At 67.3% G+C, this 26,887-nt stretch carries 23 protein-coding genes; 10 read left to right on the forward strand and 13 right to left on the reverse strand.

Annotated elements, in window-relative coordinates; translation table 11 throughout:
- Positions 1 to 263 precede the first annotated feature (263 nt).
- Together GII31_RS00710 and GII31_RS00715 are read left to right on the forward strand one after the other, a co-directional pair.
- Positions 264 to 809 (forward strand): TetR/AcrR family transcriptional regulator, encoded by a 546-nt coding sequence (locus GII31_RS00710; RefSeq protein WP_246222039.1) that lies wholly within the window; start codon positions 264 to 266, stop codon positions 807 to 809.
- A complete protein-coding gene (locus tag GII31_RS00715; RefSeq protein ID WP_213245881.1) occupies positions 806 to 2,341 on the forward strand; it encodes an MFS transporter in 1,536 nt (511 codons plus the stop codon). Before GII31_RS00710 ends, GII31_RS00715 begins: the two co-directional genes overlap by 4 nt.
- A gap of 50 nt (positions 2,342 to 2,391) precedes the next feature.
- Here the strand turns inward: GII31_RS00715 and GII31_RS00720 are convergent, their stop codons facing one another.
- The 5 genes from GII31_RS00720 to GII31_RS00740 all read right to left on the reverse strand — a co-directional run bounded on the left by GII31_RS00720 (position 2,392) and on the right by GII31_RS00740 (position 6,228).
- Positions 2,392 to 3,207 (reverse strand): SHOCT domain-containing protein, encoded by an 816-nt coding sequence (locus GII31_RS00720; protein ID WP_213245883.1) that lies wholly within the window; start codon positions 3,205 to 3,207, stop codon positions 2,392 to 2,394.
- Between the two features lie 91 nt (positions 3,208 to 3,298).
- Entirely contained in the window at positions 3,299 to 4,072 is a 774-nt protein-coding gene (locus tag GII31_RS00725) for an SDR family oxidoreductase (RefSeq protein WP_213245885.1), read from the reverse strand.
- Positions 4,073 to 4,336: 264 nt separating this feature from the next.
- Complete coding sequence (locus GII31_RS00730; protein ID WP_213245887.1) at positions 4,337 to 4,882, reverse strand: hypothetical protein; 546 nt, start codon at positions 4,880 to 4,882, stop codon at positions 4,337 to 4,339.
- 190 nt (positions 4,883 to 5,072) lie between these two features.
- Positions 5,073 to 5,687, reverse strand: a complete 615-nt coding sequence (locus GII31_RS00735; protein ID WP_213245889.1) for an LGFP repeat-containing protein — start codon at positions 5,685 to 5,687, stop codon at positions 5,073 to 5,075.
- Between the two features lie 166 nt (positions 5,688 to 5,853).
- A complete protein-coding gene (locus GII31_RS00740; protein WP_260840220.1) occupies positions 5,854 to 6,228 on the reverse strand; it encodes a cupin domain-containing protein in 375 nt (124 codons plus the stop codon).
- Between the two features lie 76 nt (positions 6,229 to 6,304).
- On the opposite strand from GII31_RS00740, the gene GII31_RS00745 reads away from it, so the two are divergent.
- Positions 6,305 to 6,757 (forward strand): MarR family winged helix-turn-helix transcriptional regulator, encoded by a 453-nt coding sequence (locus GII31_RS00745; protein WP_213245893.1) that lies wholly within the window; start codon positions 6,305 to 6,307, stop codon positions 6,755 to 6,757.
- 15 nt (positions 6,758 to 6,772) lie between these two features.
- On the opposite strand, the gene GII31_RS00750 is transcribed toward GII31_RS00745, so the two are convergent.
- Together GII31_RS00750 and GII31_RS00755 are read right to left on the reverse strand one after the other, a co-directional pair.
- Positions 6,773 to 8,545, reverse strand: coding sequence for a flavin-containing monooxygenase (locus tag GII31_RS00750; RefSeq protein ID WP_213245895.1), 1,773 nt, complete (start codon positions 8,543 to 8,545; stop codon positions 6,773 to 6,775).
- A gap of 231 nt (positions 8,546 to 8,776) precedes the next feature.
- Positions 8,777 to 10,609 (reverse strand): sigma-54-dependent Fis family transcriptional regulator, encoded by a 1,833-nt coding sequence (locus GII31_RS00755; protein ID WP_213245897.1) that lies wholly within the window; start codon positions 10,607 to 10,609, stop codon positions 8,777 to 8,779.
- Positions 10,610 to 10,844: 235 nt separating this feature from the next.
- Between GII31_RS00755 and GII31_RS00760 the strand changes: the two genes are divergently transcribed.
- Together GII31_RS00760 and GII31_RS00765 are read left to right on the forward strand one after the other, a co-directional pair.
- Positions 10,845 to 12,446 carry a flavin-containing monooxygenase gene (locus tag GII31_RS00760; RefSeq protein WP_213245899.1) on the forward strand — a complete coding sequence of 534 codons (1,602 nt, stop codon included), beginning with the start codon at positions 10,845 to 10,847 and terminating at the stop codon, positions 12,444 to 12,446.
- Between the two features lie 34 nt (positions 12,447 to 12,480).
- Entirely contained in the window at positions 12,481 to 13,683 is a 1,203-nt protein-coding gene (locus GII31_RS00765) for a serine hydrolase domain-containing protein (protein ID WP_213245901.1), read from the forward strand.
- A gap of 293 nt (positions 13,684 to 13,976) precedes the next feature.
- On the opposite strand, the gene GII31_RS00770 is transcribed toward GII31_RS00765, so the two are convergent.
- The 6 genes from GII31_RS00770 to GII31_RS00795 form a co-directional block, all read right to left on the reverse strand.
- Positions 13,977 to 15,251: a TerD family protein gene (locus tag GII31_RS00770; protein WP_260840465.1), complete on the reverse strand. Its 1,275-nt coding sequence runs from the start codon at positions 15,249 to 15,251 to the stop codon at positions 13,977 to 13,979.
- A 94-nt stretch (positions 15,252 to 15,345) separates the two neighbouring features.
- Entirely contained in the window at positions 15,346 to 16,143 is a 798-nt protein-coding gene (locus tag GII31_RS00775) for an HAD family hydrolase (protein WP_246222232.1), read from the reverse strand.
- A gap of 35 nt (positions 16,144 to 16,178) precedes the next feature.
- A complete protein-coding gene (locus GII31_RS00780) occupies positions 16,179 to 17,303 on the reverse strand; it encodes a cysteine protease StiP family protein (protein ID WP_213245905.1) in 1,125 nt (374 codons plus the stop codon).
- Entirely contained in the window at positions 17,300 to 18,601 is a 1,302-nt protein-coding gene (locus GII31_RS00785; RefSeq protein WP_407649867.1) for a phosphoribosyltransferase family protein, read from the reverse strand. Before GII31_RS00785 ends, GII31_RS00780 begins: the two co-directional genes overlap by 4 nt.
- Positions 18,598 to 19,770, reverse strand: a complete 1,173-nt coding sequence (locus tag GII31_RS00790; protein ID WP_260840221.1) for an HpcH/HpaI aldolase/citrate lyase family protein — start codon at positions 19,768 to 19,770, stop codon at positions 18,598 to 18,600. Before GII31_RS00790 ends, GII31_RS00785 begins: the two co-directional genes overlap by 4 nt.
- On the reverse strand, positions 19,767 to 20,978 hold the full coding sequence (locus GII31_RS00795; RefSeq protein WP_260840222.1) for a hypothetical protein: 1,212 nt from the start codon (positions 20,976 to 20,978) through the stop codon (positions 19,767 to 19,769). Before GII31_RS00795 ends, GII31_RS00790 begins: the two co-directional genes overlap by 4 nt.
- Positions 20,979 to 21,114: 136 nt before the next feature.
- On the opposite strand from GII31_RS00795, the gene GII31_RS00800 reads away from it, so the two are divergent.
- The 5 genes from GII31_RS00800 (at position 21,115) to GII31_RS00820 (ending at position 26,864) form a co-directional block, all read left to right on the forward strand.
- The gene (locus tag GII31_RS00800) at positions 21,115 to 21,735 is read left to right on the forward strand and encodes an AIM24 family protein (RefSeq protein WP_213245909.1); all 621 of its coding nucleotides are present in this window, start codon (positions 21,115 to 21,117) and stop codon (positions 21,733 to 21,735) included.
- An 11-nt stretch (positions 21,736 to 21,746) separates the two neighbouring features.
- A complete protein-coding gene (locus GII31_RS00805; protein ID WP_213249627.1) occupies positions 21,747 to 22,466 on the forward strand; it encodes an AIM24 family protein in 720 nt (239 codons plus the stop codon).
- 14 nt (positions 22,467 to 22,480) lie between these two features.
- Positions 22,481 to 23,242 carry an AIM24 family protein gene (locus GII31_RS00810; RefSeq protein ID WP_213245911.1) on the forward strand — a complete coding sequence of 254 codons (762 nt, stop codon included), beginning with the start codon at positions 22,481 to 22,483 and terminating at the stop codon, positions 23,240 to 23,242.
- Between the two features lie 350 nt (positions 23,243 to 23,592).
- Positions 23,593 to 23,916 carry a hypothetical protein gene (locus GII31_RS00815; protein WP_213245913.1) on the forward strand — a complete coding sequence of 108 codons (324 nt, stop codon included), beginning with the start codon at positions 23,593 to 23,595 and terminating at the stop codon, positions 23,914 to 23,916.
- Between the two features lie 65 nt (positions 23,917 to 23,981).
- Positions 23,982 to 26,864, forward strand: a complete 2,883-nt coding sequence (locus GII31_RS00820) for a vWA domain-containing protein (protein WP_213245915.1) — start codon at positions 23,982 to 23,984, stop codon at positions 26,862 to 26,864.
- The last annotated feature ends 23 nt before the right edge of the window (positions 26,865 to 26,887 follow it).

Genomic DNA, 26,887 nt, shown 5'->3' on the forward strand with positions numbered 1-26,887 from the left:
GCGTCGGGGTCGGATTCATATCCTCGTACGGCATTTTGACACCGGACCAGGTGACATCCGCGCCCGGGACGGCATTGGTCCGAGTATCCGAATAGTGCGTGGACGATCCGTGTGGTCGCCGACGTAGCGCTTCCCGCCCGTACTCAGCGGGCGCGGCGGCGTAGGTCGTACCGCGGGGGTCATCTCGGGTGAGCCCTTGCCATGCCCGGAGCTGTTCTGTACAAACGTACATGTACATTTGTACAGACCGGAGAGGGGCATCAGTGGTGGTACGTGACCGGGAAGGTCGGCGACAACGGATCGTCGAAGCGGCCGCCGAACTCATGTGCGGCGGGCATTCCGGCAAACTCACCCATCGGATGGTCGCAGAGAAGGCCGGTGTCCCGCTGGGGTCGACCACCTACTACTTCGACACCCTCGACGACCTGAATACGGCGGCAATCGAGTATCTGACCGCCAAGGTGGAACACGACCTGGCGGACCTCGCCGACGAACTCGCCCACGGTGATCATTCACCGGCAGGGCTGGCCGCGTACTTCGACACCTACCTGCAGGACACCGACAACGTCGCGACCGAGACCGCGATCTATACCGCCGGCCTGCAACGACCCGAACTGCGCGAACTGAGCCGGACCTGGTTCAACGGCCTCGTCGACATTCTCACCCCCTACACGGGACCGCAGGCGGCGACGATGCTCGCGGTCTTTGCCGACGGCGCAATTCTCTATGCGGCACTGCATGATCGGCGACTTCCGGTCAGTTGGATCGAGCACCTGGTCCGCATCATCTCCGAAGGAGACCACCGATGAACGAGACACGTATCGGATACCACGACGACGGTTCGCTCACCGCCGAACTACCGCCCTGGCGGCGGTGGCTGGTGCTGACGGTGCTGTCGGTGGCCCTGCTGACAGTCGTGATGGATCTGACCGTACTCAACGTGGCGTTACCCTCGATCAGTGCCGACCTGCGACCGTCGTCGACGGCGCAGCTGTGGATGGTCGATGCCTACTCGCTTGTGCTGGCCGGGCTGCTGGTGACGATGAGCGCCCTCGCCGACCGGGTGGGTCGAAAGCTGATGCTGATCAGTGGTTTTGCCCTGTTCGGGCTGATCTCGCTGCTGGTCCTGTTCGCCAACTCGCCCGGGGCGGTGATCGCCCTACGGGCCCTGCTCGGGGTGGGGGGCGCGATGATCATGCCCGCCACCCTGTCGATGTTGCGGGTGGTGTTCACCGATCTGCGTGAACGCACCCTGGCCATCGGTATCTGGGCGGGGGTGTCCGCATCGGGCGCCGCGGTCGGCCCCATCGTGGGTGGTTTTCTGCTGGAACATTTCTCGTGGCATGCCGCATTCCTGGTGAACGTGCCTCCGATGGTGATCGCGATTGTCGCGGCCCTGTTCCTGATGCCGGAATCGCGTGTTGCCGGCGTGGGCGGCTGGGACCTGCTCGCGTCGCTGTTGTCGATCGCCGGTATGGCGTCGCTGGTGTGGGCGATCAAGGAGTTCGGCAAGAAGTTCGTGGCAGACGGGCTCGCCAACCCGGCGGCGTGGGCGGCGTTGCTGGTGTCCTTCGCGTTGCTCGGCTGGTTCGTGCAGCGCTGCCGCACCCGCGAGGACCCGCTGCTGGAGGTGCGGCTGTTCCTCAACCGGCAGTTCTCTGCGGGCGTCCTGGCGGCGTTGTTCTCGATGCTGGCGATGGGTGGTTGCTTACTGGTCCTGGCGCAGTGGCTGCAACTGGTGGAAGGACACAGCCCGCTGCAGGCCGGCTTCAGGTTGTTGCCGTTCGCCGGTGGTGCGGTGATCACCTCCGTGATCTCCCGATGGCTGGTCGACCTGCTCGGTGCTCGCCGTGTGATCGCGCTTGGACTGTGGCTGCCCGCGATCGGGCTGCTGATGATGTGGCTGGCGCCGGACCCGATCAGCTATCCCTGGGTGGTCGCGGCGATGGTGCTGCAGGGCGCGGGTGCCGGGTCGCTGGCGATCGCGTCGGCGATGATCATGGGCGGCAGCCCGCCCGACCGGGCGGGCAACGCCGCCGCGATGGACGAAACCGCCTACGACATCGGCAATGTCCTGGGCGTCGCGGTGCTCGGGACGATCGCCGCGGTCGCCTTCAGCGCCAAGGTCGGCACCGACGTCCCCGGCGCCGACGAATCGCTGGCCGGGGCGCTGGAGATCGCCCATGCCACCGGCTCACCTGAGCTGGCCGCCACCGCGATTACCGCGTTCAACGACGCCGTCGGCAAGGTCGGCCTGGCCGGAGCAGTGATCCTGGCCCTGGCCGGCGCCCTCGTCTACCTCCTCACCCCCAGTTCCCTCGACCTTGATGCCGGCCACTGACGGAACCCGGTGAAATAGCGTTCCCCGAGGGTAATCTGCCCTCGACGCGTCTACAGCCGGCCGAGCAGTTCAGATTTCTTTGCCGCGAACTCCTCGTCGGTGAGGATTCCCCGCTGATGCAGTCCCGCAAGCGATTCTATGGCCGTGAAGATGTCGTCCGGACCACCTGTCGGAGCGGTCGCGGTACCGGCCACCGATTGTGGTGCGGGTTCGCTGTATGTCCCGGGTTCGCTGTATGTCCCGGGTTCGGCATACGGGATAGGTTCGGGCGCAGATGCCGCGACCGGTGCCGCCGCCACCTGACCGCCGGTCACCTCGACCAGGCCGGTGGTGTCGAAGGTGCCGAACTGGCTGGTGAACGAGACCGTTCCGGCCGGCCCGCCCTGCTGCTGCTGGACGCCGCCGATCTGGTGTTGACCGGTGTCGTACACCCTCGTCACACCATTGGATTCGACGGCCAGTCGGGCTGTTGACGGGAAGACCGCGTAGCGCGACCCGTTCTGCGCCCCCGTTGAACTGGGAACCCCGAGGTCGGCCGGCCACCAGTTGTTGGCGGTGAACCCGCCGGCCGGCGAGGTGGCGGCGGGCGGAAATACGACGGTGGTGGCGAGTAGCTGTGACAGCTCATTGCACAGGCCGTCCACGCGGGCTTTGAGCGCGTTGTCGAACATGTTGCCCACCATGGTCATTCCACCGCGCATCCATTGGCCGGAACCGCCGAGCTCGGGTATGGAGAACTGTGCCATGGTGCCGCCGCCGGAGTTGACGGCATACAGCATGGCCACAACCGCGTCGGTGGACAATCCGTACCGTCGGGCGATGTCGTCGACCGACTGCTCGGCTTCCGGGGTGAGGGCGGCAGTCATGGGTGTGCTTCTTTCGCCGGCAGACAGGGACTTCAGTCATTCTAGGCCCGCCGGCCGGTTTTGCCGGGTGGGAGCGCTCTGAGCGCGGTGGTCAGCGCGCCACGTTCACGCCGCCGTCGACGGTGATCGTCGACCCGACGACGTAATCACCGGCGCGCGAGGACAGGTAGATCGCGGCAGCTGCCATGTCCTCGGGAACCCCGACGCGACCGGATGGGATGAAGTCCTTCACCACGTCGGCGTGGTCGCGCGCCTCCTTGTTCATGTTGGAAGCGAAGGCGCCGGGCGCGATTGCGCTGACGATGATGCCCTCGGGTGCCAATCGCACCGCCATCCGCTTGGTGAGATGGATGAGACCGGCCTTGCTGGCGTGATAGGAGTAGGTCTCCATCGGGTTCAGTGACTGACCGTCGATGGAGGCGATGTTGATGACCTTGGCCGGATGCCCGTTGGCGGCACCGGCCAGCAGCAGCGGTTTGAGTTGCTGGGTGAGGAAGAACGGTGCCTTGACGTTCACGTCCATCACCTTGTCCCAGCCGCTTTCGGGGAATTCGTCGAACCCCGCGCCCCAGGCGGCCCCCGCGTTGTTGACCAGGATGTCGAGGGATTTCTCGTGTGCCGAGTACGCCTTGACGAGTTCGTCGATGCCCTCGGTTGTGGACACGTCGACCGGCAGCGAGACGCACGGCCCGATCGCCGACAGTTCCCTGGCGGCCTCGTCGCAAGCCTCCGCCTTGCGGGCGGTGATGTAGACGCGGGCACCCTGGCGCAGCAGTCCCTCGGCGATCATCTTTCCGATGCCGCGGGAGCCGCCGGTCACCAGGGCGCTCCGGCCTTCGAGTGAAAACAGCGTTGTTGTATCCATGAGGTGCCCTTTCGACTGACCTGAACCTGGTTTCAAGTTAGTCGACGGCCGCCGCATGCGAAACCCACCGGTAGGGGTTATTTGACGTCGCCGATGTTGTTGCCGACGGTGAGCAGGGCGTTGTCGCAGTCGACCGCCGAATCCGTGGAGATCTCTTCGGGCTTGCTGCCGCACGTGATGTCGATCCGGTTCAGCGTCGCCGCCGATGCCCTTCTAACCCGTGGCTCTATCTAACCCGTGGCTCTATCTAACCCGTGGCTCTATCTAACCCGTGGACTCGTTCAGTTCCTTCGCCAGGTCCGCGGCGGAGGTGTAGGTCCAGCCGTTCTCCGTGGCAATTGACGTGCACTGGTCGGCGCCGGCGGCGTAGCAGGAGCCGACGACGTCAGCGGTTTCCAGAACACCGATCGTGCCGTCGTTGTCGATCAGTCGTTGTAGGAGCGACTCGTCGTCGACCTTCCCGCCCTCGATTCTTTCGAACCAGGTGCGGGCCGCCTCGGTGGCGTTGGGCACATCCTTCTTGAGGTTGAGTCGGATGTCGGTCGATTGGGGGCCGTCGGTGCACTGCAGCGAGACGGCCGATTCGGTGTCGAGTGCGGCGGGCCCGACGCAATTCAGCCCCATGGCGGACAGTGCCTTTGACGCGGACTCCAGGGAAGCCTGGCCGTCACTCGACGACTGGGTGGAGTTTGCTGAGGTGTTCCCGGTCGAGTCGGAATCCGAATCGTCGCTTCCGCAGGCGGTCAATGATGCGGCGATGATACATCCGAGCCCCACCGGGACCACTGCTTTTCGGAAACGTGACGCCATCGTCTGTACCTCCCGTTGTCGTGGATCACACTGTGTCGTCGATCAAAACAGCGTTCATCTTCGTATCACTTTCAGCAGCGCAAGACCATTCCGTCGTTTCGGGTGGCTGAGGATTCCGAAGGCCGCAAGGCCACACCCCGGCGGTCGCGGGGGTGTGGCCTTGTGCGGTGTGAAGTTGTTGTGGCGTAGGCTATTCCGCCGCGACAACCTTGTCCTTGACCGTCACCTCGATGGTGTCGGTCGCGGGGTCCCAGGTGATCTTGCCGTTCTCGAATGTCGACTGTTTGAGTCCGCCTTCGTCGGTCTCATCGCTCGTCGGTGCGCCGAGTGGGCCGGTCGAGCCGCCCTTGCCCGACTCCGACGGCACGCCGGTGTCGTCGCGCTTGACGTTCCAGGCGTCGCGGATCTTGCCCCAGGTGATGAAGGCGCTGTCCCCGGTGGAAGAGATCACGCCGCCGTCGAACTGCTGGAAGGTGAGTCCACTGTCGCTGGTGCCGGAGGCATCGTCACCGGTGAGCGGCTTGCCCAGATCGGCCCTCTGCTGGTCGGTGGCGGCGGTGAACTTGGCCGCGATGGCGCCGGTGAGGGTGACCTCGGTGCCGTCGGCGGATTCGAGCTTCACGTCCTCGGCGGCCGAGGCGTTGCCCGATGTGTCCGTGGAGGCGTCGGTCGAGGCCGATACCGACGAGGTTGCCGATGATGAACTGCTGCTGTCGTCATCGTCGTCGCTGCACCCGGCGATGATGAGTGTGGTGGCAGCAATCGCGGCTGCGGTTGCGGCTGAGCGTCGAAAGACCTGATGCATGAAATCCCCTACGTGTTCCGGTCGATCTGTCGGTCGGGTCCGCACGGCTGCGCGAACCCCCGGTGATGGTACGTCAGCAAACAAGAAAGTTGGAGATATTAAATAACGGCGTGTTGTGTTATGGCGATGGCCTTCGGGTGGGCCGTGCCGGCCACCCGACCAGGGCCTACAGGGTCCAGGGTGGCACGATCCGGTCGCCGGACCGTGTCGACGCCGTCAGTCCGACGACGGTGGTCACCCACAGTTGCGCCTGCTCGTCGGAGTCGTTGTCGAGGCGGATGTCGATGCCGGCCGGGGCGAAGATCACCGATCCGGGTGCGAGGCACGTCGGGGTGCCGTCGAGGGTGACGGTGGGGGTGCCGGCGAGAACGAGAAGCACCTCCTCGTGGTCGATGGTGTGCGGTTGTCCGTGGGTTCCGGCCGCGACGGTGGTCCGCCACGCGCACAGTTCGGTGCTGCCGGACGACGGCGCTACCAGCGATTCGAATCGGGCGCCGTGCAGGTGGTGCGGTCGCGCGTCGGCCATGGTGAGAACTGGCATGCCGGGATCCTTCCGGGAGTGGCTGAAGTAGATAGACAGTCAAACTGACTATAATTAAGTCAGTTAAACTGTCCATATGTCAAGGGATCCGGTTCACGCGGAGGAATTGTCGCTGCTGCTGATGCGGGCCGGTTCCGCCGTCGCCGAACGGATCAACGGCGCTGTGGTGGCCGCCGGCCATCCCGGGCTGCGGCCGGTGCACGGGCTGGTATTCGCGCGGATCTCCGGCACCGGTGCCTCGGTCAACCGGATCGCCGAACACCTCGGCATCACCAAACAGTCCGCCTCGGCCATCGTCGACACGCTTGTCCGCAACGGTTACGTGCATCGTCGGCCCGACCCCACGGATCGACGCGCCTCGATCATCGAACTCACCGACCAGGGGCGGCAGGTCACGCTCGCCGCATCGCGGGCGGCGGCGGCGGAGGTCGCGCGACTGGAGGGCAGCTGGGGCCCGGACGCGCTGCACTCGTTCACCGAGATGCTCGACGACCTCGCCGCGGAGGCCGGCCCCCGGCCGGTGTGGTGACCGGGGGCCGAGCCGTCACATGATGTCGCGAGGGTGCATGCGCTTGGGTGCGCATTGCAGCACCGACATGTCCCAGGCCACGAATCGCCGGTTTTCCACCGGTTCCGAGTACAGGTCATCGACGGCGGCCTTGCCCAGGTTATGCGGTCCGACGATCCGGTAGCAGGACTGGTTGAAACTGCCGAACCACACCTGAATGAACAGCTTCGGGTTGAGCACCAGCTTCCACCAGGGGAGCAGGCAGCCGATCTCCCGGGCCAGCTCATCCAGGTAGATCACCTGCGACGGAATCGCTTCGGTGTGCCGCGGGCTGAGCGCGGTGAAGTGCTCCTCCCATGCCTTCTCGGCGGCGATCCTCCTGTCGAGATCCTTGGGCACCGAGAGCTTTCCGCTCAGCACCCGGGCGAAGTAGCGGGCCTGCATCTCGGCGCAGATGGGCACACCGCCGGAGAACGGCCGGGTCAGCCCGATGACCGCGGCGGTGCCGGCGTGCTCGGGGTGCAAGAAGTGCTTGTACAGATTGCGCACATTGGCGTCCTTGACGGTGAGATCGCCGAGGAACTGCTCGGTGCGGCGGTACCCGGTGCACAGCACGACGGCGTCGTAGTCGTGCGTGGTGCCGTCCTTGAAACGTACGGTGGCGCCGTCGGAACCGTCGATACCGGCGTCGTTGAGGACCACCTGTCCGTTCACCAGGCTCGGGATGAAGGTGACGTTCTTGGAGAAGATGCTGCGCTGGCACCAGCTGCCGTCCGGTTGCGAACGGTGATTCCAGGTGCGGATCATCTCCCAGTTCTCGTCGGTGTGCGGGGTGTTGAGATCGAGCATCGGTGGATCGGCCGGTGCGCCGAAGGGATTGAGTTTGGGCTGGGCGAACTCCTTGCCCAGCAGCTTGCGGACGACAGCCGCGACGGTCGTGGCCACGCCGTAGACCACGGACGCCGCCAGGAACAGGAACTTGGCGACGGCGCTGCGGCCCCAGAACGACTCGTAGACGAACGGGTATTCGCTGGAGCGGCGCAGCATCTCATGAACGTGCGAACGTACGGTGCCGTTGTCGGTGCTCTTGGTGCTGTTGAACACGCGTGGCAGCAGCCATGTGTACGAGCGGATCGACAGCGTGCACGCCTGCGCCACCTCGCCGACCTCACGGACCAGGTCGGCGCCCGATTCGGCCAGGCCGACGATCAGGACCCGCTTGCCGCGGAACCGCTCGGCGTCCCGGTACTCGCCGGAGTGGATGATCTCGCCGGTGAAATTCTCCAGGCCGGGGATGTCGCGGTTGGGGGTCTGGAAAGGCCCGGAGCACAACGCGATCGCGTCGAAGTCCTCGCGGGTCTCGGTTCCCGAGGTACGGGCGGTGACCGTCCAGCCGGACTTTGTGCGGGTGAGGTCGGTGACTTCGCTGCTGGATCGGATGCACTCCAGGATGCCGAACCTGTCGGCGTATTCTCGCAGATATTCCAGGTACTGGCTGCGGGTGTAGAACACGCGCTGCGGACCCTGATAGGGGTAGTCCGAGAAGGCCATCATCTTCATCGAGATGGTCAGGTACAGGCTGTCGTAGGCCTTGGTGGTCTGGTGGTGGTCGGTGCCCGCGACGTCCTGGCCCGCGACGTCCTGGCCCGGGTTGTCCTGGCCGGGGTTGTCCTGATCCACGTCGTCGCGATACCAGATACCGCCCGCGCCGCCGTTCTTGTCGAAGCAGACCACCTCGTGGCCTTCGTCGCGCAGTTGTTTGATGGTGGTCAGCCCCGATGGCCCGGCCCCGATGACAGCAACTTTCAACGTCACATCTCCTGACGGTCCCCATGGTCGCGGCGGCGATCCCCGATACGCCACCAGAATGTAGGTGAGCCTAACATTAATCACCGACCGGATATGGTCTGGGCCTGCGACTATGCCCAGGGATCCCATATGTCCGAATTGCCTGATATGTGCCATGGTTCCGAGGTCTGGCTACGCTCCGGTGTGAAATTTCCGGACGGCTTGATGCCGGTCGGGTATCCCGGATGGGTTCTATACCCCGGACAGCCCGTATGCGCCGATCTTGCGGTACAGCGAGCTGCGGGAGATTCCGAGCGCCGCCGCGGCCCGCACCCGATTGCCGTCGTGTTCGGCGAGCGCGGCGATGATGCTGTCGCGTTCACCGATCTCGAGCGTGGTGAGTCTGCGGGTGGAGGTGGTCCGGCAGAATCCCGGCAGGTCGCCGGCCTGGATCTCGCCGACCGGGCGGCTGCGCAGCGCGTGGATCAGTGCCTGGCGTAGCCGGGGGATGTTGCCCGGCCACGCGTACCCCCGGATGACCTCCAGCGCGTCCGGTCCGATCCGGCTTTTACCCTGCGGGGAAAGCTGTTTCAGAAGATTCCCGGCCAGTCCGGGCAACTCGTCGCCGCGCAGCCGCAACGGCGGCACCAGCACGGTGCGGTTCAGGTGTCCCAGCAGTGCCGCGTGAACGGCCGGACCCTCGCGCACGGGTTCGGCGGTGACCGCCACCTGGTAGCCGGCCCCGCGGGCGCGGTCGATGACGGAGGTGAGGGTGCCGAGGGCGTCCGGTCCGACCTTGTCGACGTGGCGGAGCACCAGCAGGCCCGCGCTCTCAGGCGTCCCGGGTGCCCCGACGTCGTCGAGATGCACCGCGTCAAGCACGATCACCTCCCCGAGCTCATACACACCCCGGAACGTGTCGGCAGCCAGTGTTGTTCTTCCCGAACCTGATTCGCCCAGAATCAACACGCCCTCATGCGCGTGGACGGCACGGGTGAACTCCTCTGCGGCGGCCGCCCAACCGGCATTGCCCGCCGAAGTGCCCGGGGTCCGCTCCGCGACCGGCCCGCGCTCATCGCCGGCCGGGCGGTCGGGGGTCCGTGGCCGCTGCGAGGTCCGCGGGCTGTCCGGGGATGCGGGCAGTGCGGAACGCTCGTCGTCGAACACAGCCACCACCCCGACGATATCGGGCCCGCAGGTGACGGGGTGGGCGCGCAGCCGGATCCTGCGGCCGTCCGCCAGAGGCATCGAATGCGCTGAGCTGTCGCATTTTTCGGCGAGATACTCGGCGAACTGGGTCACCTTCTGCTGGGCGTCGTCGCCGAGCAGCGCCCGGGCCCGGTCGTTGAGCATCACCGTCCCGCCCGCACCCGGGGTGGGGCCGGACTTCCCGACGGCCACCACCGCGTGGCGGAATCTGTTGTCGGCGCGCAGAAATGATTCGAACACAGCACGTTTGGCCTGGCTCCGGTCGTACAGCAGGTTGCGGGAGATGTCGGCGGCGGCCGACCGTACCAGCGCGGTGACCAGTGGATTCCAGCTCTCGGCCAGGGTGCTCACATCCAGGACACCGGCCACCCGCCGGGTCAGCGGGTCGATGACAGGCGCCCCCGTGCAGGCGAACTGGACCAGTGACTGGGTGAAGTGCTCGGAACCGATGACCGTGACCGGTGCACCGACCTCGAACACGGTACCCACCCCGTTGGTGCCGACCCCGCCCTCGGCGTAGGAGTATCCGCGTGCGAACTCCACCCGGTCCAGGATCCTGCCGACCGCGGGCGAACCGTCGCGCCGGTCGATGATGCGGGCCGCCGAATCGGTCAGCGCGATAGTGACCGGGATGTCGGTCATGTCGTCGGTGAGCCGTTCGATCACCGGCCGTGCGCAGCGTGCCAGTCGGGAGTCGAAGTCGATGTCGGCGTGATAGGTGGCGCGGTGATGATCGACGTCGACCCCGGCGGACAGGCTGCGCCGCCACGATGCCACAACCATATCGTCGACGCCGGCCGCGCCCTCCGGTCCGTACTCGAGGAAGTCGGCCCGGGCCGCGGCCACCCGCAGTTGTTGCCCATAGGTGTCGGACATCGTCGCCGGTGGCCTCCCTTCGTGACCGGTCGTTCCGGTCGTCGCCGGGCGGCCCACCGGATGGGCGTGCCGCCGGTGTGACGTGGCGCACAACATCCGATTATCCGCCTATCGGTGCATCGCGCACCCATCCGAACGGTCAGTCCGGATGTCCCAGATTGGGACACCACGGCGTGCTGAGACACCGCGAAGATCGTCCACTACGTGACCCGCATCACTCGAAGGAGAAGCCGCCATGGCCGATACAACATTGGACGCACTCGTCATCGGGGCAGGCGTCGCCGGCCTGTACGAACTGCACCTGCTGCGCGAGCAGGGACTGTCCGTACGGGCATACGACGCCGCGTCCGGAGTCGGGGGCACCTGGTACTGGAACCGCTATCCGGGCGCGAAGTTCGACTCCGAAGCCTACATCTACCAGTACCTTTTCGACGAGGACCTGTACCGGAACTGGAGCTGGAGCTGCCGTTTCCCCGGGCAGGAGGAGATCGAGCGGTGGCTCAACTACGTCGCCGACACCCTGGACCTGCGTCGCGACATCCAGTTCGACACCCGCATCGACAGCGCGGTGTTCAACGAGGACACCGGCCGCTGGCTGGTCACCACCGACACCGGTGACACCATCGACACCCAGTACGTGGTCACCTGCTGCGGCATGCTGTCGGCGCCGATGACCGATCTGTTTCCCGGGCAGAACGACTTCGCCGGCACCCTGGTGCACACCAGCCGCTACCCGAAGGAAGGTATCGACTTCGCCGGCAAACGGGTCGGCGTCATCGGCAATGGCGCGACCGGCATCCAGGTTGTACAGACCATCGCCGACCAGGTCACCGAGCTGGAGGTGTTCATCCGCACCCCGCAGTACGCGCTGCCGATGAAGAACACCCCGTACGGCCCCGAGGACGTCGCCTGGTACCAGTCCCGGCTCGAGGAGTTCCGGCAGAACCTGCCCAACACGTTCACCGGGTTCGAATACGACTTCACCGACACCTGGGAGGAACTGACTCCCGACCAGCGCCGCGAGCGCCTGGAGGAGATCTACGCCGGCGGATCGCTCCAGCTGTGGCTGGCCTCGTTCTCCGAGTTGTTCTTCGACCCCGCGATCGCCGAGGAGATCTCCGAATTCGTGCGCGAGAAGATGCGGGCGCGGCTCAAGGATTCCGACCTCATCGAGTTGCTCATCCCCACCGACTACAGCTTCGGCAGTCACCGGGTTCCACTCGAGTCCGACTACCTGGAGGTGTATCACCGCGACAATGTGACCGCGGTTCCGGTGCGCAACAACCCGATCGCCCGCATCGTCCCGGAGGGGATCGTGCTCGAGGACGGCAGTCTGCACGAACTCGACGTGATCATCATGGCCACCGGGTTCGATGCCGGCACCGGGGCGCTGACCCGGATCGACATCCGTGGCCGGGATGGACGTTCGCTCACCGAGGACTGGGGTCGCGACATCCGCACCACCATGGGCCTGATGGTGCACGGTTACCCGAACCTGCTGACCACCGCCGTCCCACTCGCGCCGTCGGCGGCGCTGTGCAACATGACCACCTGCCTGCAGCATCAGGCCGAATGGATCTCCGAGGCCGTCAGGTACATGCGTGCGCACGGCAAGTCGGTGATCGAACCGACCGCCGAAGGGGAGGAGGTCTGGGTCGCGCACCACGACGAAACGGCAGGTGCCACCCTGTTCAGTCGGACAGATTCTTGGTACAACGGTGCGAACGTGCCCGGAAAGCCGCGCCGCGTGCTCTCCTACACAGGCGGGGTCGGCGCCTACCGGCAGGCGACGCTCGATGACGCGGCTGCCGGCTACAAGAGTTTCCAGTTCAGCTGACCAGCCCCCGACTTCTGTGAAGGGATTTCCGATCATGACCAGTGTCTCCCAGGCAATCGATCGCACCGCATTCGGTTCGGCCGCCGACGCCGTCCTGGCCGCGGCCACCGAAGGCGATGCCCGTGTCCCCGGCGTTGTCGCGATGGTGACCGACCGCAGTGGCAACCTCTACGAGGGGGCCGCGGGTGTGCGCCGTGTCGGCACCGACGACGCGATCACCACCGACGATGTGTTCGCCCTCTTCTCCACCACCAAGGCGATCACCGCGACGGCGGCCCTGCAACTCGTCGAGGCCGGTCGGCTCGATCTCGACGCACCGGCAGCCGAATACGCGCCCAAGATCGGTGAGCTGCAGGTGCTCGAAGGGTTCGACGACGCCGGCAACCCGGTTCAGCGCGCACCCAGGTCGCAGCCCACCACCCGCCAGCTTCTCACGCACACAGGCGGTTTCGGATACGATTTCTTTGACGTCAACTACTGCCGGCTGGCCGTGGAACACGGCCAGCCCAGTGTCATCACCGCGACGGCGGCCGCGCTCGACACGCCGCTGCTGTTCGATCCGGGTGAGCGCTGGCAGTACGGCAGTAACCTGGACTGGGTGGGTCAGGTCGTCGAGGGGATCGTCGGTGACCGACTCGGAAAGGTATTCGCCGACAAGATCTTCGCCCCGCTCGGCATAGAGAATCTGAGTTTCGAGCTGCGCGCTGACTTCCGGCCGCGGCTGGCGCAGATCCACAGTCGCGCCGACGACGGTTCGCTCACCCCGATGGATCTGGAACTGCCGTCGCCGCCGGAGGTCGACATGGGCGGCCACGGCCTGTACGGCACCGTCGGCGACTACATGAAGTTCATCCGTATGTGGCTCAACGACGGTGCGGGCGAAAACGGCCGGGTGCTGGCCGAATCGACCGTCGAGATGGCCTTGCGCAATCATCTCGGCGATCTTCCGGTGACCGCGCTGCCCGGAGTGATCCCGTCGTTGTCCAACGACGCCGAGTTCTTCCCCGGGCAGTCCAAGTCGTGGTCGCTGCCGTTCATGATCAACAACGAGAAGGCCCCGACCGGACGTCCTGCGGGTGCGCAGGGCTGGGCGGGGCTGGCGAATCTGTTCTACTGGATCGACCGCGAGAACGGCTACGGCGGCTACTGGGCCACCCAGATCCTGCCATTCGGTGACCCGACGTCGTTCACCAGGTACCTCGAGCTGGAGACTGCCCTGTACGACGCTCTCGGCTGATCGATTCCACCATTCGGTCCCCACGGCATAGGTGCTGCCGTGGGGACCGTTTCGGCGTGTCGGTCAACCGAATGCTCTCCTTCGATCAGCTGACGGCCTCTGGTATGACGACGAACACCTAGGCAGCGGTCGTAGTGTTCCCCGTGACGAGGAAGTGCGCACCTTCTACGCCTACAACAACGGGTACAGCTACCGGGTCAGTCCGGCCGGCCTGCAGATCCGGAACCCGTGGGGCACCGTCATCTCGCAGGAATACTGGTAGTACCACCGGCAAACCGGCCGGTGACCGACCACTACGCGTACTTCTGCACGTGTGGCAGAGCGTCTTTCGGGGTCTTGCCCTGGAAGCCCTCGCCGATGGCGGTGAGCTTCCAGTCGCCGCCCTCGCGTTTGATCACCGCCATCGTCACACCCGTGAACGGCATCCCGCCCCGCAGGGTGTAGCGGGCCAGCTCGGCGCCGGTGGTCATGTCGACCAGGCGGCAGTAGGCGTTGTCGACCTCCTCGAAGGTCTGGCCGCGGTAGGAGGTGACGATGAAGACGAGGGCGTCGATGCTGGGAGCCACGTTCTGCAGCGCGACACTCACCACCTCGTCGTCGCCGTCGCCCTCACCGGTGAGGTTGTCGCCCGAATGCTGGATCGAGAAGTCCTCGCTCTTGAGGTGACCGAAGTAGACGACATCGGCGCAGCGGCCCTGCGAGAACATCAGCACCGACGCGTCGAGGTCGATGGAACTGGCGCGGCTGCGGCCGAACATCGATTTGGCCTGCGCCGGATCCCAGCCCAGACCCATCTGCACGTCGGTCAGTTTGACGCCGCCGTCCTTGCGTAACGTCACCTTCTGCCCCTTGACGAGGCTGACCGGCCGGTTCTTGCTCAGGTTGACCTCCGGCGGAGCTCCGGCGGCCGCGGGCGGAGCGCCGTAACCGGCCGGCGGCGGGAACGACTGCGGCGGCTGGTAGGACGACTGCGGCGGCTGGTACGACGGCGCGGGCGGTTGCTGATACGGCGGCGCGGGCGGCTGCTGGGCCGGTGGCTGCTGGTAGGACGGGGCCGGCGGCGCGGCGGGTGTGTCGTCGACGCTCACACCGTGGTCACGGACCAGGTCGGCGAAGCCACCCGCATAACCCTGCCCGACCGCCCGGACCTTCCAGTCCGCGTTACGGCGATAGATCTCCAGCGCGATCACCACCGACTCCGACGAGAGCTCGCCGATCGTGTACGAGTACAGCTCACGGCCTGAGCTGTCGCCGACCCGCGCGGTGGGCGGTGCGAACCGGCCGAACGACGACGTCGCGTCGTCGAGGGTGATCACGGCCCGGACGGCATCGATCTCGGCAGGGATCTGGCCGGTGCTGATATGCAGTTGCGACAGTCCGGCACCCGGCAGCAGGCGCACACCGGGACCGGTGGTCTGGTTGTAGAACACGAAGTCGTTGTCGGTGCGCACCTTGCCGGAGGCGGTGACCAGCAACGCGGACACATCCGCCGAGGCGCCGACGTCGATGGAGACGATTACCTCGGGTGTCGGCAGCGGGGCATTCTGGCCCTTCGACAATGCGGTCACGGTGGTGGCTCCCTCGGGTGTCGGCGCGCGGGTGGTTGCCACCACCCTAATCAGGAATCGGGCATGTGCGGCGTGGTGGGTCGGGCGTTGCGGTTCAGGCGGCGCCCGTACCGGGTATCGCGGCGTGGAACCAGGACAGGATTTCCTCGCCTGCCAGCGCGCCGGCGGTCGCGGTGACCCGCACGTGCTCACGGTGGAATCCGAGCTCGTGCAGTTCGCCGTGCGCGGGCCGGATGCCGCGATCGGCGGCCTCGAGCATGTCGGCGTCGAGCAGGCCGTCACCGGCGGCGAGCACGGGCGCGTAGGCGTCGAGGGCGCCGTCGTCGATGAGGCGGCGGCGTACCTCGGCCAGCGCCGCGCTCTTGGTGACGGTGGCGGGCTGGGCGTAGATCTTGCGGCCCTGCTGGGAGACGGTCCAGCCGCGCTCGGCACACCAGCCCGTCCACTCCGCGATGAATCCGGCGGGCTGCCGTTCGGTGTGCACCACGATGTAACAGAACAGGTCGTCGGCGATGCGCAACTTCTTGACCCACGACCGGTCGATCCGCGACGTCAGTTCGGCTACCACCGTGTCGAGATCGGCGCCCGCATCCGACAGTTGGGCGTCGATCTGCGTCCGCCAGCGCTTGTCGTCCGCCCCGTCGGTGATGATCCGCCCACCGCTGGACACCACCGCGTACCGAAACGGGCTCCCCGGAAGCTCGATGCGCTTGTACTGCTTGGGAGTTCGGGTGGTCACCGGAACTACGGGGGCCGTCGCGGCCAGGTTGCCGAGCATGTTCACCGCGTCGGCGGTCATGTACGACAGCGGCGCGTCCTCATGGATCTCCACGCAGCGCAGGTCGAGGCGCCCGAACTGTTCGGGGCCCATCGCGGCCTCGGAGAAGATCATCGTGCGGTCCAGGTCGGTGGCGATCAGCGGGATGGTCACTCGGTGCTCTCCTTGATCAGTCCGACGCACGAATACGCCAGCCTGTCGACGACTTCGACGGGCACTTCACGCTGGGCGGCCAGCAGCCGGATATGTTCGTGTTCAGGGCGATCGGGCGCGTCGACGAGGATCTTCCTCGGCACCCGGCGCAGCAGTACGCGGGTGGTTTCGCCGACTCCGGGTTTGACGAAATTGATCGATCCCAGGCCGTACCGATGCTGGACCTGTTCGATGGACCGCCAGCCCGCCCACGTCGGCTCCCGATCGGTGGCCAGTACCTGGGCGCACTGGTGCGCGGCGGCCTCCCGGACCGCGGAAAAACGATCGGTGACGGTGTCCAGCAGTAGATTTGACATATCATAGGGGGCCAGCTCGCGGTAGAACTTGGCGCCGTGGAACTCACCGGGACCGATGTGGTCGCTGTTGAGCACGGTGCGCGACACCAGCCCCGACACCGTCGAGTTGAGGCACGCCGAGGCGATGAGGAAGTCGTCGCGGGTGCCGAAGGTGCGCACGCAGTACCCTGGATCGGCCAGGACGGCCAGATCGTCGGACAGCGCCGGGCCACCCGCCGCGGCGTATCCGGCCAGGGCCGCGCTCAGTTCCCGGGCGATGGCACCCTTGCCGGTCCAGCCGTCGACGAACACCACTGACTCCGGGCGATGCCGACCGGTGATGTAATCGAGTGCCACCGAGTCGATTCCGCGATCCCGCACGATCGAGATGGTGTAGTGCGGCAGGTCGAGCCCGTGTATGCGACCGGCCCAGCGGCGCATCAGGATGCCGACGGGGGTGCCCGCCCGGGCCAACGACACCAGAGTCAGGTCGGTGCCGCGGTCGGCGATCAGCAGATCGGTGACGGCACCGATGGCGACGGCCAGGCGGTCGGCGCTCTCGGACAGCGTCGTGCGAAACAGCTTCTGGTACTCCGCGTCGGGCTGAAACTCCACCGGCAGCGACTCCGCGTAGTGCGCCCGACCCGACTGGATGGCCTTCTCCCGGTCGGCGATGGCGCCCTCGAGCGCCACGTGTGAGAGGTCCTTGAGCAGCCAGGTCACCTCGTCCGGGCCGTACGAGCCGAACTCCGGGCCGGACAGGGGCGGTGTGGTCGGTGTGCTCAACGGGCCACCTCCCGGGACATGCGCAGCGACCGTTGGGAAGGCGTGTCCACCACGACCACGACCACATCGTGCCCGGAACGGGTGAGGACGTCGGTGAGGCCGCCCGGCGCGTACAGTTCGTCGGTGTCGGCGGGCCGGTCGCACACGAAGACCACCTGCGAGGCGCCGGGATCGGCCGCCTCCCCCGGTGCCAGCGCGTTGTACAGATACCGTTTGGCGGTGTGGTCGCCCTCGGGGGCGGGGAACTCGAAGCCGCGCCGCAGCGGATATCCGGGCTCGTCCAGGACGTACGCGGGTGAGCGCGTCGAGGTTTGGTAGGTCACCGAGAATCCCTCCTGTGCAAGATGTTCGGCAACGCAGAGTGGCAGGTACATGAACTCCTCGTGCCCGATCACCACCACCGGCGACGCCGGATCGAGCGGCGCCGCCGCCGCGCTGCTCACCGCGACGGCGGCCTCGTCGAACGGTGCGGCGTCGGCGCGGAGGAACCCGTGCCGACCGCCGTCGGGGACGCCGGCCGGCCAGGGCGTCCGTACCGTGGTGAGCCGGCCGGCGACCGGGCCGGCCGGGTTGAGTCGCGGTGCGGCGAGTCCGCACACCTGCTCGGTGAACCCGGCCGGCAGGTCGATGCTTCCGTGCGCGAGGGCCACGAAGTCGACCCGCACCCCCAGCCGGTCGGCCTCGGTCTCGCACTGTCGCCGCTGCCCGGCGTCACGCATGTCCACCAGCGAGGCCACCACATAGAACGGCCGCGGATACTGCTCGTGCAGGGCCGCGATGGCCTCCAGAGCCGTTGCACCGGTGGATATCTCGTCATCGACCAGAACGAGGGGCACCTCGGTGGCGGGATCGTCGGGGGCGAACAGTGCGGCGTCGGTGGGTTCGATCAGGTGGGTGGTGGCGTGCGAATGCCCCTCCTCGAACGTCGCGGTGACCGTGACCCCGTCGCCGCGCCGGCGCGTCGAATGCAGGTAGCAGGCCGCGCCCATCCGGTCGGAGACGCAGTGTCCCAGTCCGGTGGCGGTCTCGGCGAAGCCGAGTACCGTTGCCGTAGCGGATAATTCCGTCCCGATGCGGTCGACGACGAGGTCGGCGAGCCGGTCGGCGGCACCGCGTACCAGCGCCGGGTCGGTGGGGATGTGCTTGCCCAGCACCGTCGACACCAGCAGATGTGCCCGTTTGGGATTGCGGCGCAGGCCCAGACGCACCAGGTCGCCGACCCCTTCACCCTCGAGCCGTACCGCGAATGCCTCGCCCACCCAGGTCCGGCCGGTATCGCGATCGATCCCGGCGCTCACGCCGGAACCAGCGCCGTCAGGAGGTCGACGAAGGTGATGTTTGGATTGGTCACGCCGAAAACATGCGCCCGGTCGAGCACTGCCTGTGCCCAATGACGGTGCGGTTTCAGTTCATTCATCTTGTTGCGGTATGTCGACGGACGCACGCCGCCAGCCTGCCCGCCGATGATGTCGACGGCGTCGTGGTACTCCTCGTGGGTCACCGCCGAAAGGGCGTGCACAGCCGCGACGTGGGTGGGATGGATGACGGTCTTGCCGTGCATGCCGTTGGCCCGGTCGAGCGCGATCTCGCGTAGCAGCCCGTCGATATCGCGGCTCACCAGATGCTGGCGGAACAGCACCGCGTCGTGTTCGGCGAACGGGGTCTGCCGCAGCGTCGGCCGGAACAACCGTTCGTGGTCGGCGAAGTACTCCCACACCGGGCCGGTGACCACATGCCCGGTGCCGTCGCACCGGCCGAGATAGTTGATGATGCTCGCGATTGCGTCGGCGGCCACCCGGACGTCGTAGATGGTCAGGTCGCGGTCACGGCGGATGCCGAACATCCCGCACATGTCCGTGGCGCCGATCCGCACGGCCAGCACATGCCGGCGATAGGTGTTGAGGCACTCGGATATCCGCGCGAGTTCGGTGTCCCGGGTCTCGCGGTGCACGATCTCCGGTGACTCCAGCACCGGCATCGCGTAGAGCTTCTTGTCGAGCACCTGCGAGGCCCGCGTCACGGCGTCGAGCCAGTCGTGGGCGGCGGCCGCGGTGAATTTGGGCAACACGAAGCCCGACAGCGCGGTGCGGCCGGCACCCAGTTCGGCGGCGATCTTCGGGATCCGTTCCGGGCTGCGGGTGCGCACGAACAACAGCATCGCCGCGGCCGGTGTACCGGCCAGCTCGTCCAGGGCCGCCACGGCGCAGGCGGCGGCGTGATCCTCGTCGTGATCGGCGACGGCGTCCTCGAGGTCGATGACCATCGAGGTAAGCCCGCCGGCGAATCGTCTGCCGATCGTGCCCGCCAGATCGTCGCGGTCACCGGGGACGTACAGCGTCGCCCCCAGCGCCAGCGCCAGGACGCGCGTGGCATCGTCGTGCCCGACCGGCCGGGGGCGATGCAGGAACAGGTGATCGATCACGTCGTCATCGAGATGGCGGAAGTGCCGGAGTCGGGGCGTGCTCATGTCTTGGCGAGTTGTCCTCTCATGCGGTCGATGATCTCGGTGATCCGGGCGTCGACCGCGCGCAGCTCGGTCCAGTACGCCCAGTAGTCGGAGTGTATCCGAGTCAGTAGAGTGGTGGCCCGGTCGATACGGTCGCCCTGAGCGTCGAGCACCGAGCCCCAATCGTCAACCAGTGCGTGATTGACGGCAAACTGTTGGGCGTCGCGCAACCGGAATCTCACCTTGCGTTCGTGTCCTGCGGGATCGGCGCGTACATCGCGCAGGGTGCGCAGCCTGTCGAGCACCTGATCGACCGCCCGTTCGGCGGAGTCGAGATGCTCGCGCGCCCGTCCGGCGTCCTCGATCGCCACGTCAGGGTCGGTGCGCACGTGCCGGCGGGCCTGCTCGACATCGTCGCGGGCGTCGGTGAGATGGCGGTCCACCTCACGCCGGTTGTCGCGTAGATCGGCCGAGCAGGCACTGCTGAACTCGCGTAGCAACCCCGACAGCGCATCGGGCAGGGCACCCGCCCGGTTGCCGATCGCCGACATCCGGGTTTCCACCGACCGAATGACCCGGTCGGCCTGCTCGGGCAGCGTCACCGCCTCGGTGACCGCCGCCCGCAGCCGGTGCGCGTTCGCCGACAGGGCCGCGGCCGCACGCCGCCGCTCGGGAAGAGTGGCGGCCACCTCGAGCCGTGACAGACCCTCACGCACCGTGCGCGCGGCCGACTCGACCGAACGGAGCCGGCGGATCCCGTCAGGTGCCCGCTCGAGTTGGGCAAGACTCTCGTGGGCGGCCACCCTCGCCCGATGAGTCTCCTGGTGGGCGAGGCTGCCGGCCCCGGAGGCCGCGGTCAGTTCGTCGTGGTGGTGCTGGGCGAAGCCACTCATATCGGTCGAGAGGGCGTCGATCGCGGTGGTGCAGGCGGCGATCTCGGCCGCTGTCGGTGGCGGGGTCCGGTCGCGCGCCCCGGGGTCGGGCGTCGCGGTGAGTCGCAGGTACTCGGTGACGATCTGCAGTTGCCGGTCACGCAGCGACTGCCAGTCGCGGGTCGTCCGCGTGTTCGGGTCGAGTTGGCGGGCCAGCCCGACGGCGATATCGATCTGTGAGAGTTGGCGCTCGGAGTCGAGGAACTTGTCGGTCAGCGCGTCGAGCTGTTCGCGGGTGCGCGACTCCTGCGCGCGCGTTCGGCCCCCGAACATGCGTCTGACGAAGTTCCCGGCCACGGCACGATGCTATCCAATGCCCGGTGCCCGCCCGGAGTGCCACGTGCGGGCGCCGTCGATCGGACAGTCGACGCGACCTGCGGGTATCGGTCCCGCACTGTCCTCAGACGCCTGTGGGTATGTCACTATCGGGATTGTGCAACTGGTACAACGATCCAAACGGGTACTCGAAGCGCATCTGGCGGGTACGTCGGTGCGTGCGCTGAGTGGCTCGATGGTGGCCTACGAAGGTCAGGTCACATTCAAATCGGCGGGTTTCGGCGGCGGCGCGGGCGTGGTGGCCGGCCTCAAACAGAAGGCGACCGGCGAATCGCTGTCGCTGATGGAATGCACCGGGCAGGGCGTGGTGTACTTCGCGCACGACGCCGCGGAGGTGTCGATCCTCGACCTGAACGGGGAAGCACTGCAGGTGGAGTCCGAGCAGTTGATGCTGCTCGCCGGAAACCTGTCCACCAATGTCACTTTCGCCGGTGTTCGCGGTGCGAGCAGCGGCCAGGGCCTGTTCACCACCACCGTGAGCGGGCACGGGCAGGTGGCGCTGCTCTCGCGTGGCGGTCCGCTCATCCACCTGGAGGTGAGTCCCCAGTACCCGCTCGTCGTCGATCCGGACGCGTTCGTGTGCGCCCGGGGCCAGCTCACGCAGTCCTTCGACACCGACGTGTCGTGGCGCACGATGGTCGGGCAGGGCAGCGGGGAGGCGTTCTCGCTGCGCTGGGCCGGTACCGGCGTCGTATCCATCCAGCCGGCCGAACGATAGGAGGGCGAGTGATGTTCACAGCGGTCAACAGCAAGGTCGTCTCCGTCAACCTGGCGCATTCCGGGCCGGTCGTCGCGCGGCGCGGCGCGATGCTCTTCTACACCGGCCAGGTGCACTTCCAGCCCCACCAGGTGCCCGGCATGGGTGGCGGCGCAGGAGGTTTTGGGGGCGGTGGCGGATTCGGCGGCATGGCCGGGCGCATGCTCTCCGGCGAACACGAGGCGACGATGATCGCGCAGGGCAGCGGCGTGGTGCACTACGGATTCCGCGGCATCGAGGCGCTGGTGGTGGATCTGGGTTCGGTGGGCGGGCAGATGCGCGTGGAGGCGTCCCGGCTGCTCGCCTACACCGCGGGCGTTCAGGCGTCGGTGGTGTCGGTGGCCTCCGGGGCGGGCGGCCAGCCGGGCGGCGGTGGCGGCGGCCTGTTCGGCGCGCTGCGTAACGCGGCGTCGGGTGCGATGACCGGTCAGGGCATGTTCACCACCCAGTTGATGGGTGCGGGCAGCGCCGTCCTCCTCGGGCACGGGGGCATCTTTGAGTTGCCGGTGAATCCGAACCGGCCGGTGTTCGTCGATCCGCAGGCATTCGTCGCCTCCGCCGGTCAGGTCAGCTCGACGCTCAAATCGGCGATGAGCTGGCGCAATGTGGGCCGTGGCGGCGGCGAGTCCATGCAGCTCGAATGCACCGGACAGGGCGTGGTGTACGTGCAGGCATCAGAACAGAAGCTGTGAGTGGAGAATCGACTGTGAGCGTTTACAACACGGTGTGGAATCCGCACACCCTGCCCGCCGACGACAACATCGAGGGCAACCAGTACGCCTTCTCCATCGACCTGAACCAGCCGTGGTTCATGTCCAAGGGGGCGATGATCGCCTACTACGGGCAGATGCGGTTCACTTCGCTGCAGCACGGACTGCAAGGGCATCTCTTGCAGATGGTGGCGGAAAAGTTTTCCGCTCCTTTGCATTTGGTGGATTTCATCGTCGCCGAAGGTCAGGGCAAACTGGTCATCGGCGACCGCGGCTACGACATCAACGCCTACGATCTCGACGACGGCAATCTCACGATCCGGGCCGCCAACCTGCTGGCGTTCCAGCCGACGCTGTCGCTCAATCAGTCGATCGTGCCGGGCTTTGTCACCCTGATCGGCACCGGCAAATTCCTGGCCTCCTCCAACGGTCCGGTGATGTTTGTCGAGCCGCCGGTCCGCGTCGATCCGGAAGCTCTTGTGGGCTGGGCCGATTGTCCGTCGCCGAGCCATCACTACGACGAGGCGTGGGTCAACGACTTCATCGCCGCCGCCGGCCGGCGGATGGGGGTGAACTCGGGCGAGGAACGGCAGTTCGACTTCACCGGCGCCGGGACCGTTCTGGTGCAGTCGAGCGAGAAGGTCATCAACGACAGCTCGATCATCCGCTCGATCCAGGGGCAGCTGCCGGGATTGTCGGTTCCGGGGCTGCAACAGATCAACGCGCAGATCAGTCAGCAACTCGGCCAGCACCAGTAGCGCAGGGCGTCCCGTGGGACGTTGACCTCTGGGACGTTGACCTCTGGGACGTTGACTATCGAAGGGCTCAAATCCGGCGTCGGCAACGCCACCGTGTCGGTCCGATGTGGAACGATGCGAAGGTGTCTTCCGGTAATCCCTTTGGGCCTGGCCCCAGCAGCGGCGGCCCCGCGAGCAACGACGGCCGCGCGCGGTCGCCGTTCGGTCCGCCCGGTGGCGGCCCGGTCGGTCCGCCACCCGGCCCCTTCGGCCCCGGGCCGTTCACGCCCGCGGGCGGGCAGTCGCCGTTCGGCCCCGGGTCTCCGGGTTCTGGGTTTCCGGGTTCCGGGACGTCACCGGCCCCCGGTCCGGTGGGTGCGCCGACTACCGATCTGACCCCGGTCGGGCCGCCGGCCGCGCTGCTGGCGGTGGCCGGAACGCTGGCCGCCGCCGGGACCGTCGTGGGCGTGCTGTTCTGGGATCACTGGCAGGCCCTGATCGGCTGGCTGCTGGCCGGTCCCGTCGCGATAGGCGTGGTGGCCCTGTTCTCCTCGCGCGATACCCTGCGCCGTACGTCGGCGGTGTACCTGCGTCCCGGCTGGATCATGGCTGCCTATGCGGCGGTGATGGTGCTGGTCGCGGCCGGTGTGATCGTCGGTGCCTGCGGTTTCGCCATCTGGGTGGGACGCCGGTGAACAGGCATGGGATCCGGCTCCGCCGGTCGACGGGCGAACGTGCGCGTGCCCGCAGCTCAACCAGTGTGACGGGGCGGTTCGGGGTCGCCGTCGCGACGATCCTGGCCACATTCCTGGTCGTGCTCACCGGGGCACCCGCCGCGTTCGCCGCACCCGACCCCGGGCAGTCCGGGGTCGACAGGTTCGGCGCATGCGTGGCCGGCGGCGAAACCGGCCGTGTGCTGCTGCTGGTCGACGAGTCGCGCAGCCTCGCCTCGACCGACCCCGACGCCGCGCGCGTCACGGCCGCCCGATTCCTCACCGAACAGCTCAGCACCTACGCCGACGACACCGGGGCGTCCCTCGACGTGGCGATCGCCGGGTTCTCCGATACCTACACCGAGCGCAAGGGCTGGACCAGGCTGTCGAAGGATTCGCTCGGTTCGCTCACCTCGGCCCTGGACGGCTTTGCCGACCGGACCGGCGGCACCGACACCGACTATTGGCTGGCGCTCGACGGCGCACGCACGACGATGCAGTCCGGTGACGCACCGCCGTGCCGGATGATCGCCTGGTTCACCGACGGCGAACTCGACTTCACCATCCGGTCGAACGCCGACAAACCGTACGCGCCGGGCGTGTCCCTCAACACGGAGCAGGACCGCGCGACGATGGTGGAGGCGGCCAGGACCAGCCTGTGCCGTCCCGGTGGACTCGTCGACCAGGTGCGTTCGTCCGACATCATCACCGTCGCGATCGGCCTGGCGGGCAAGGACGTCGATGAGGCCGATTTCGATCTGCTCAAGTCCATCGCGACCGGCGAAAAGACCTCCACCGGTGCCTGCGGCGACGTGCTCAGCCCGGTGCCCGGCGACTTCTACCTCGCCGACAACATCGACGAACTGCTGTTCGCGTTCGACAAACTCAGCACGCCGGGGCAGCCGCCGCTGACCGATGAGGCCGGCGCGTGTGCGGTCAAGGTGTGCGACTCGGGCAAACATCGATTTGTGCTCGACTCGTCGGTCGGCAGTGTCAACATCCTGGCCAGCGCCGACCGCACCGGTCTGACCCCGGTGCTCGTGTCGCCGGACGGCACCGAAACGCGGATGGCCGCGGGCAGATCCGGTGATGTCACGGTGGGTGGAGTCGACGAAAACCCGACGGCCGGCACCGAGGGCGGTGATGTCACGGTGGGCGGAGTCGACGAAAACCCGACGGCCGGCACCGAGGGCGGTGATGTCACGGTGGGCGGAGTGAAGGTCGGCTACAGCTTCCCCGGCGACAAGGCCGTCGCGATCCGCATGACCAACCCGCGGGCCGACCAGTGGCGGGGTGCATGGGCCTTGGTGTTCATCGCCCCGGACACCGAGTCCGCCGCCAGGACCAGATCGCAGATTCATATCCGCGGCGATCTCGCACCCACCTGGCTCGGCCCGAAGAACACCGCCCTGCGCTCCGGTGACACGGTCGAGATGACCTTCGGCCTGCGCAACGGCACGGGCGAGCAGATCGAGCCCGCGGATATCCCCGGCACCGCGAGGCTGACCACCGAACTCGTTCCCGCCGAGGCACACCGGCAGGACGGGAGCGATTCGGTGACGATCGCGCGGGAGGTGCCCAAACGCGAGATCGCCGATGCCCAGCGGCTCGACCTGGGCTCGGTGGCCCCCGGCCGCGCCACGCTGCGGATGACCCTCGCGGTCACCACCGCTTCGGCCCGCGACCACGACGGCACCCTCGTGCCGGGCACCGCGCTGTCACCGTCGACGGTGGAGCTGCCGGTCACGATCGACCCGCCGGTCGGGTATCCGAAGGTCGGCGGCACGGTCGATTTCGGCACCTTCGAGGGAAACGGCACCGCGACCGCCACCCTCACGGTGACCGGTCCGGGTTGCGTCTGGCTCGACAAGAGCACGGTCATCGCGGCCCCCGACGGCACCGATGGCCTCGCCGTCACCTCCGATGCCCGCGCGCAGGACACGTGCGTCACGGTCGCCGACGGCGCCGAGGGCGGGATCACCCTGCGGCTGGCGGTGCCCACCGCCGTCAACGGCGATGTCAACGGCACTCTGCGGCTGCTGCTCGGACCCGACCGGGCCGGTGCCGAACCGATCGCCACCGAGGTGCCGTTCACCGCCGCATTGCAGAAGCCGCTCAACACCACCAGTTTCGCGATCGCGCTGATCGTCGGGCTGATCCTCGGCCCGCTCATCCCGCTGCTCGTGCTGTACCTGGCCAAATGGCTGACCGCGCGGATTCCGGGGCGGGCGTTGCGGGCCGAACAGATCCAGGTCCGCCTCGACGGGTCCGCGGTCACCCGTGGCGGCGCCCCGTTCGCCGTCCGCGACGACGAGTTCGTGCGGCTCGTGCCGGGTATCGTGTCGTCCACCCGTAAACTCGATCTCGGCGGGATCACGTTGCGGGCCCGGATCGGCCGGTCCCCGTTCGGTACCGGATATGTGGTGGCGAGTGCGCCGGGCATGGCCGGGGCCGCCGGCCGATCCGGTGACCGGACCGGCCCCACCCCCGACGCGCGGCTGCCGCTGGCCGTGCACAACACCTGGTTTGTGTTGCACGACCCGCGCGGTCCTGAACAGGAGGCCACCGTGGTCCTGCTGGTCGGCGGCGACGCGGGCCGCGAGGTGATCGACCGGCTCGTCGCCGACGTCACCGAATACCTGCCGCGGGTGTTGCCGCAGCTGCGCGCCGACGCGCTGCGCAATGTTCCCGAGGATCAGCGTCCGGCACCGCAGTCGGGGCCCGGAAATCCCTTCGGGGGCGGCGGATCCGGTGGCGGCGCGCCCGCGAACCCGTTCGGGCCACCTCCCGGTGGTCCGGGTTATGGGGGTCCCGGTTATGGGGGTCCGGGTTATGGGGGACGGGGTTATGGGGGACGGGGACATCCCGGGAACCCGCCGGCTCCCGGCACTCCACCCGGACCCACGGGCAGACCGAATCCGTTCGGGTGATGACTCTTTCACGTACGCATAAC

Origin of the sequence: Gordonia pseudamarae, from assembly GCF_025273675.1 — a bacterium.
GTDB lineage: Bacteria > Actinomycetota > Actinomycetes > Mycobacteriales > Mycobacteriaceae > Gordonia > Gordonia pseudamarae.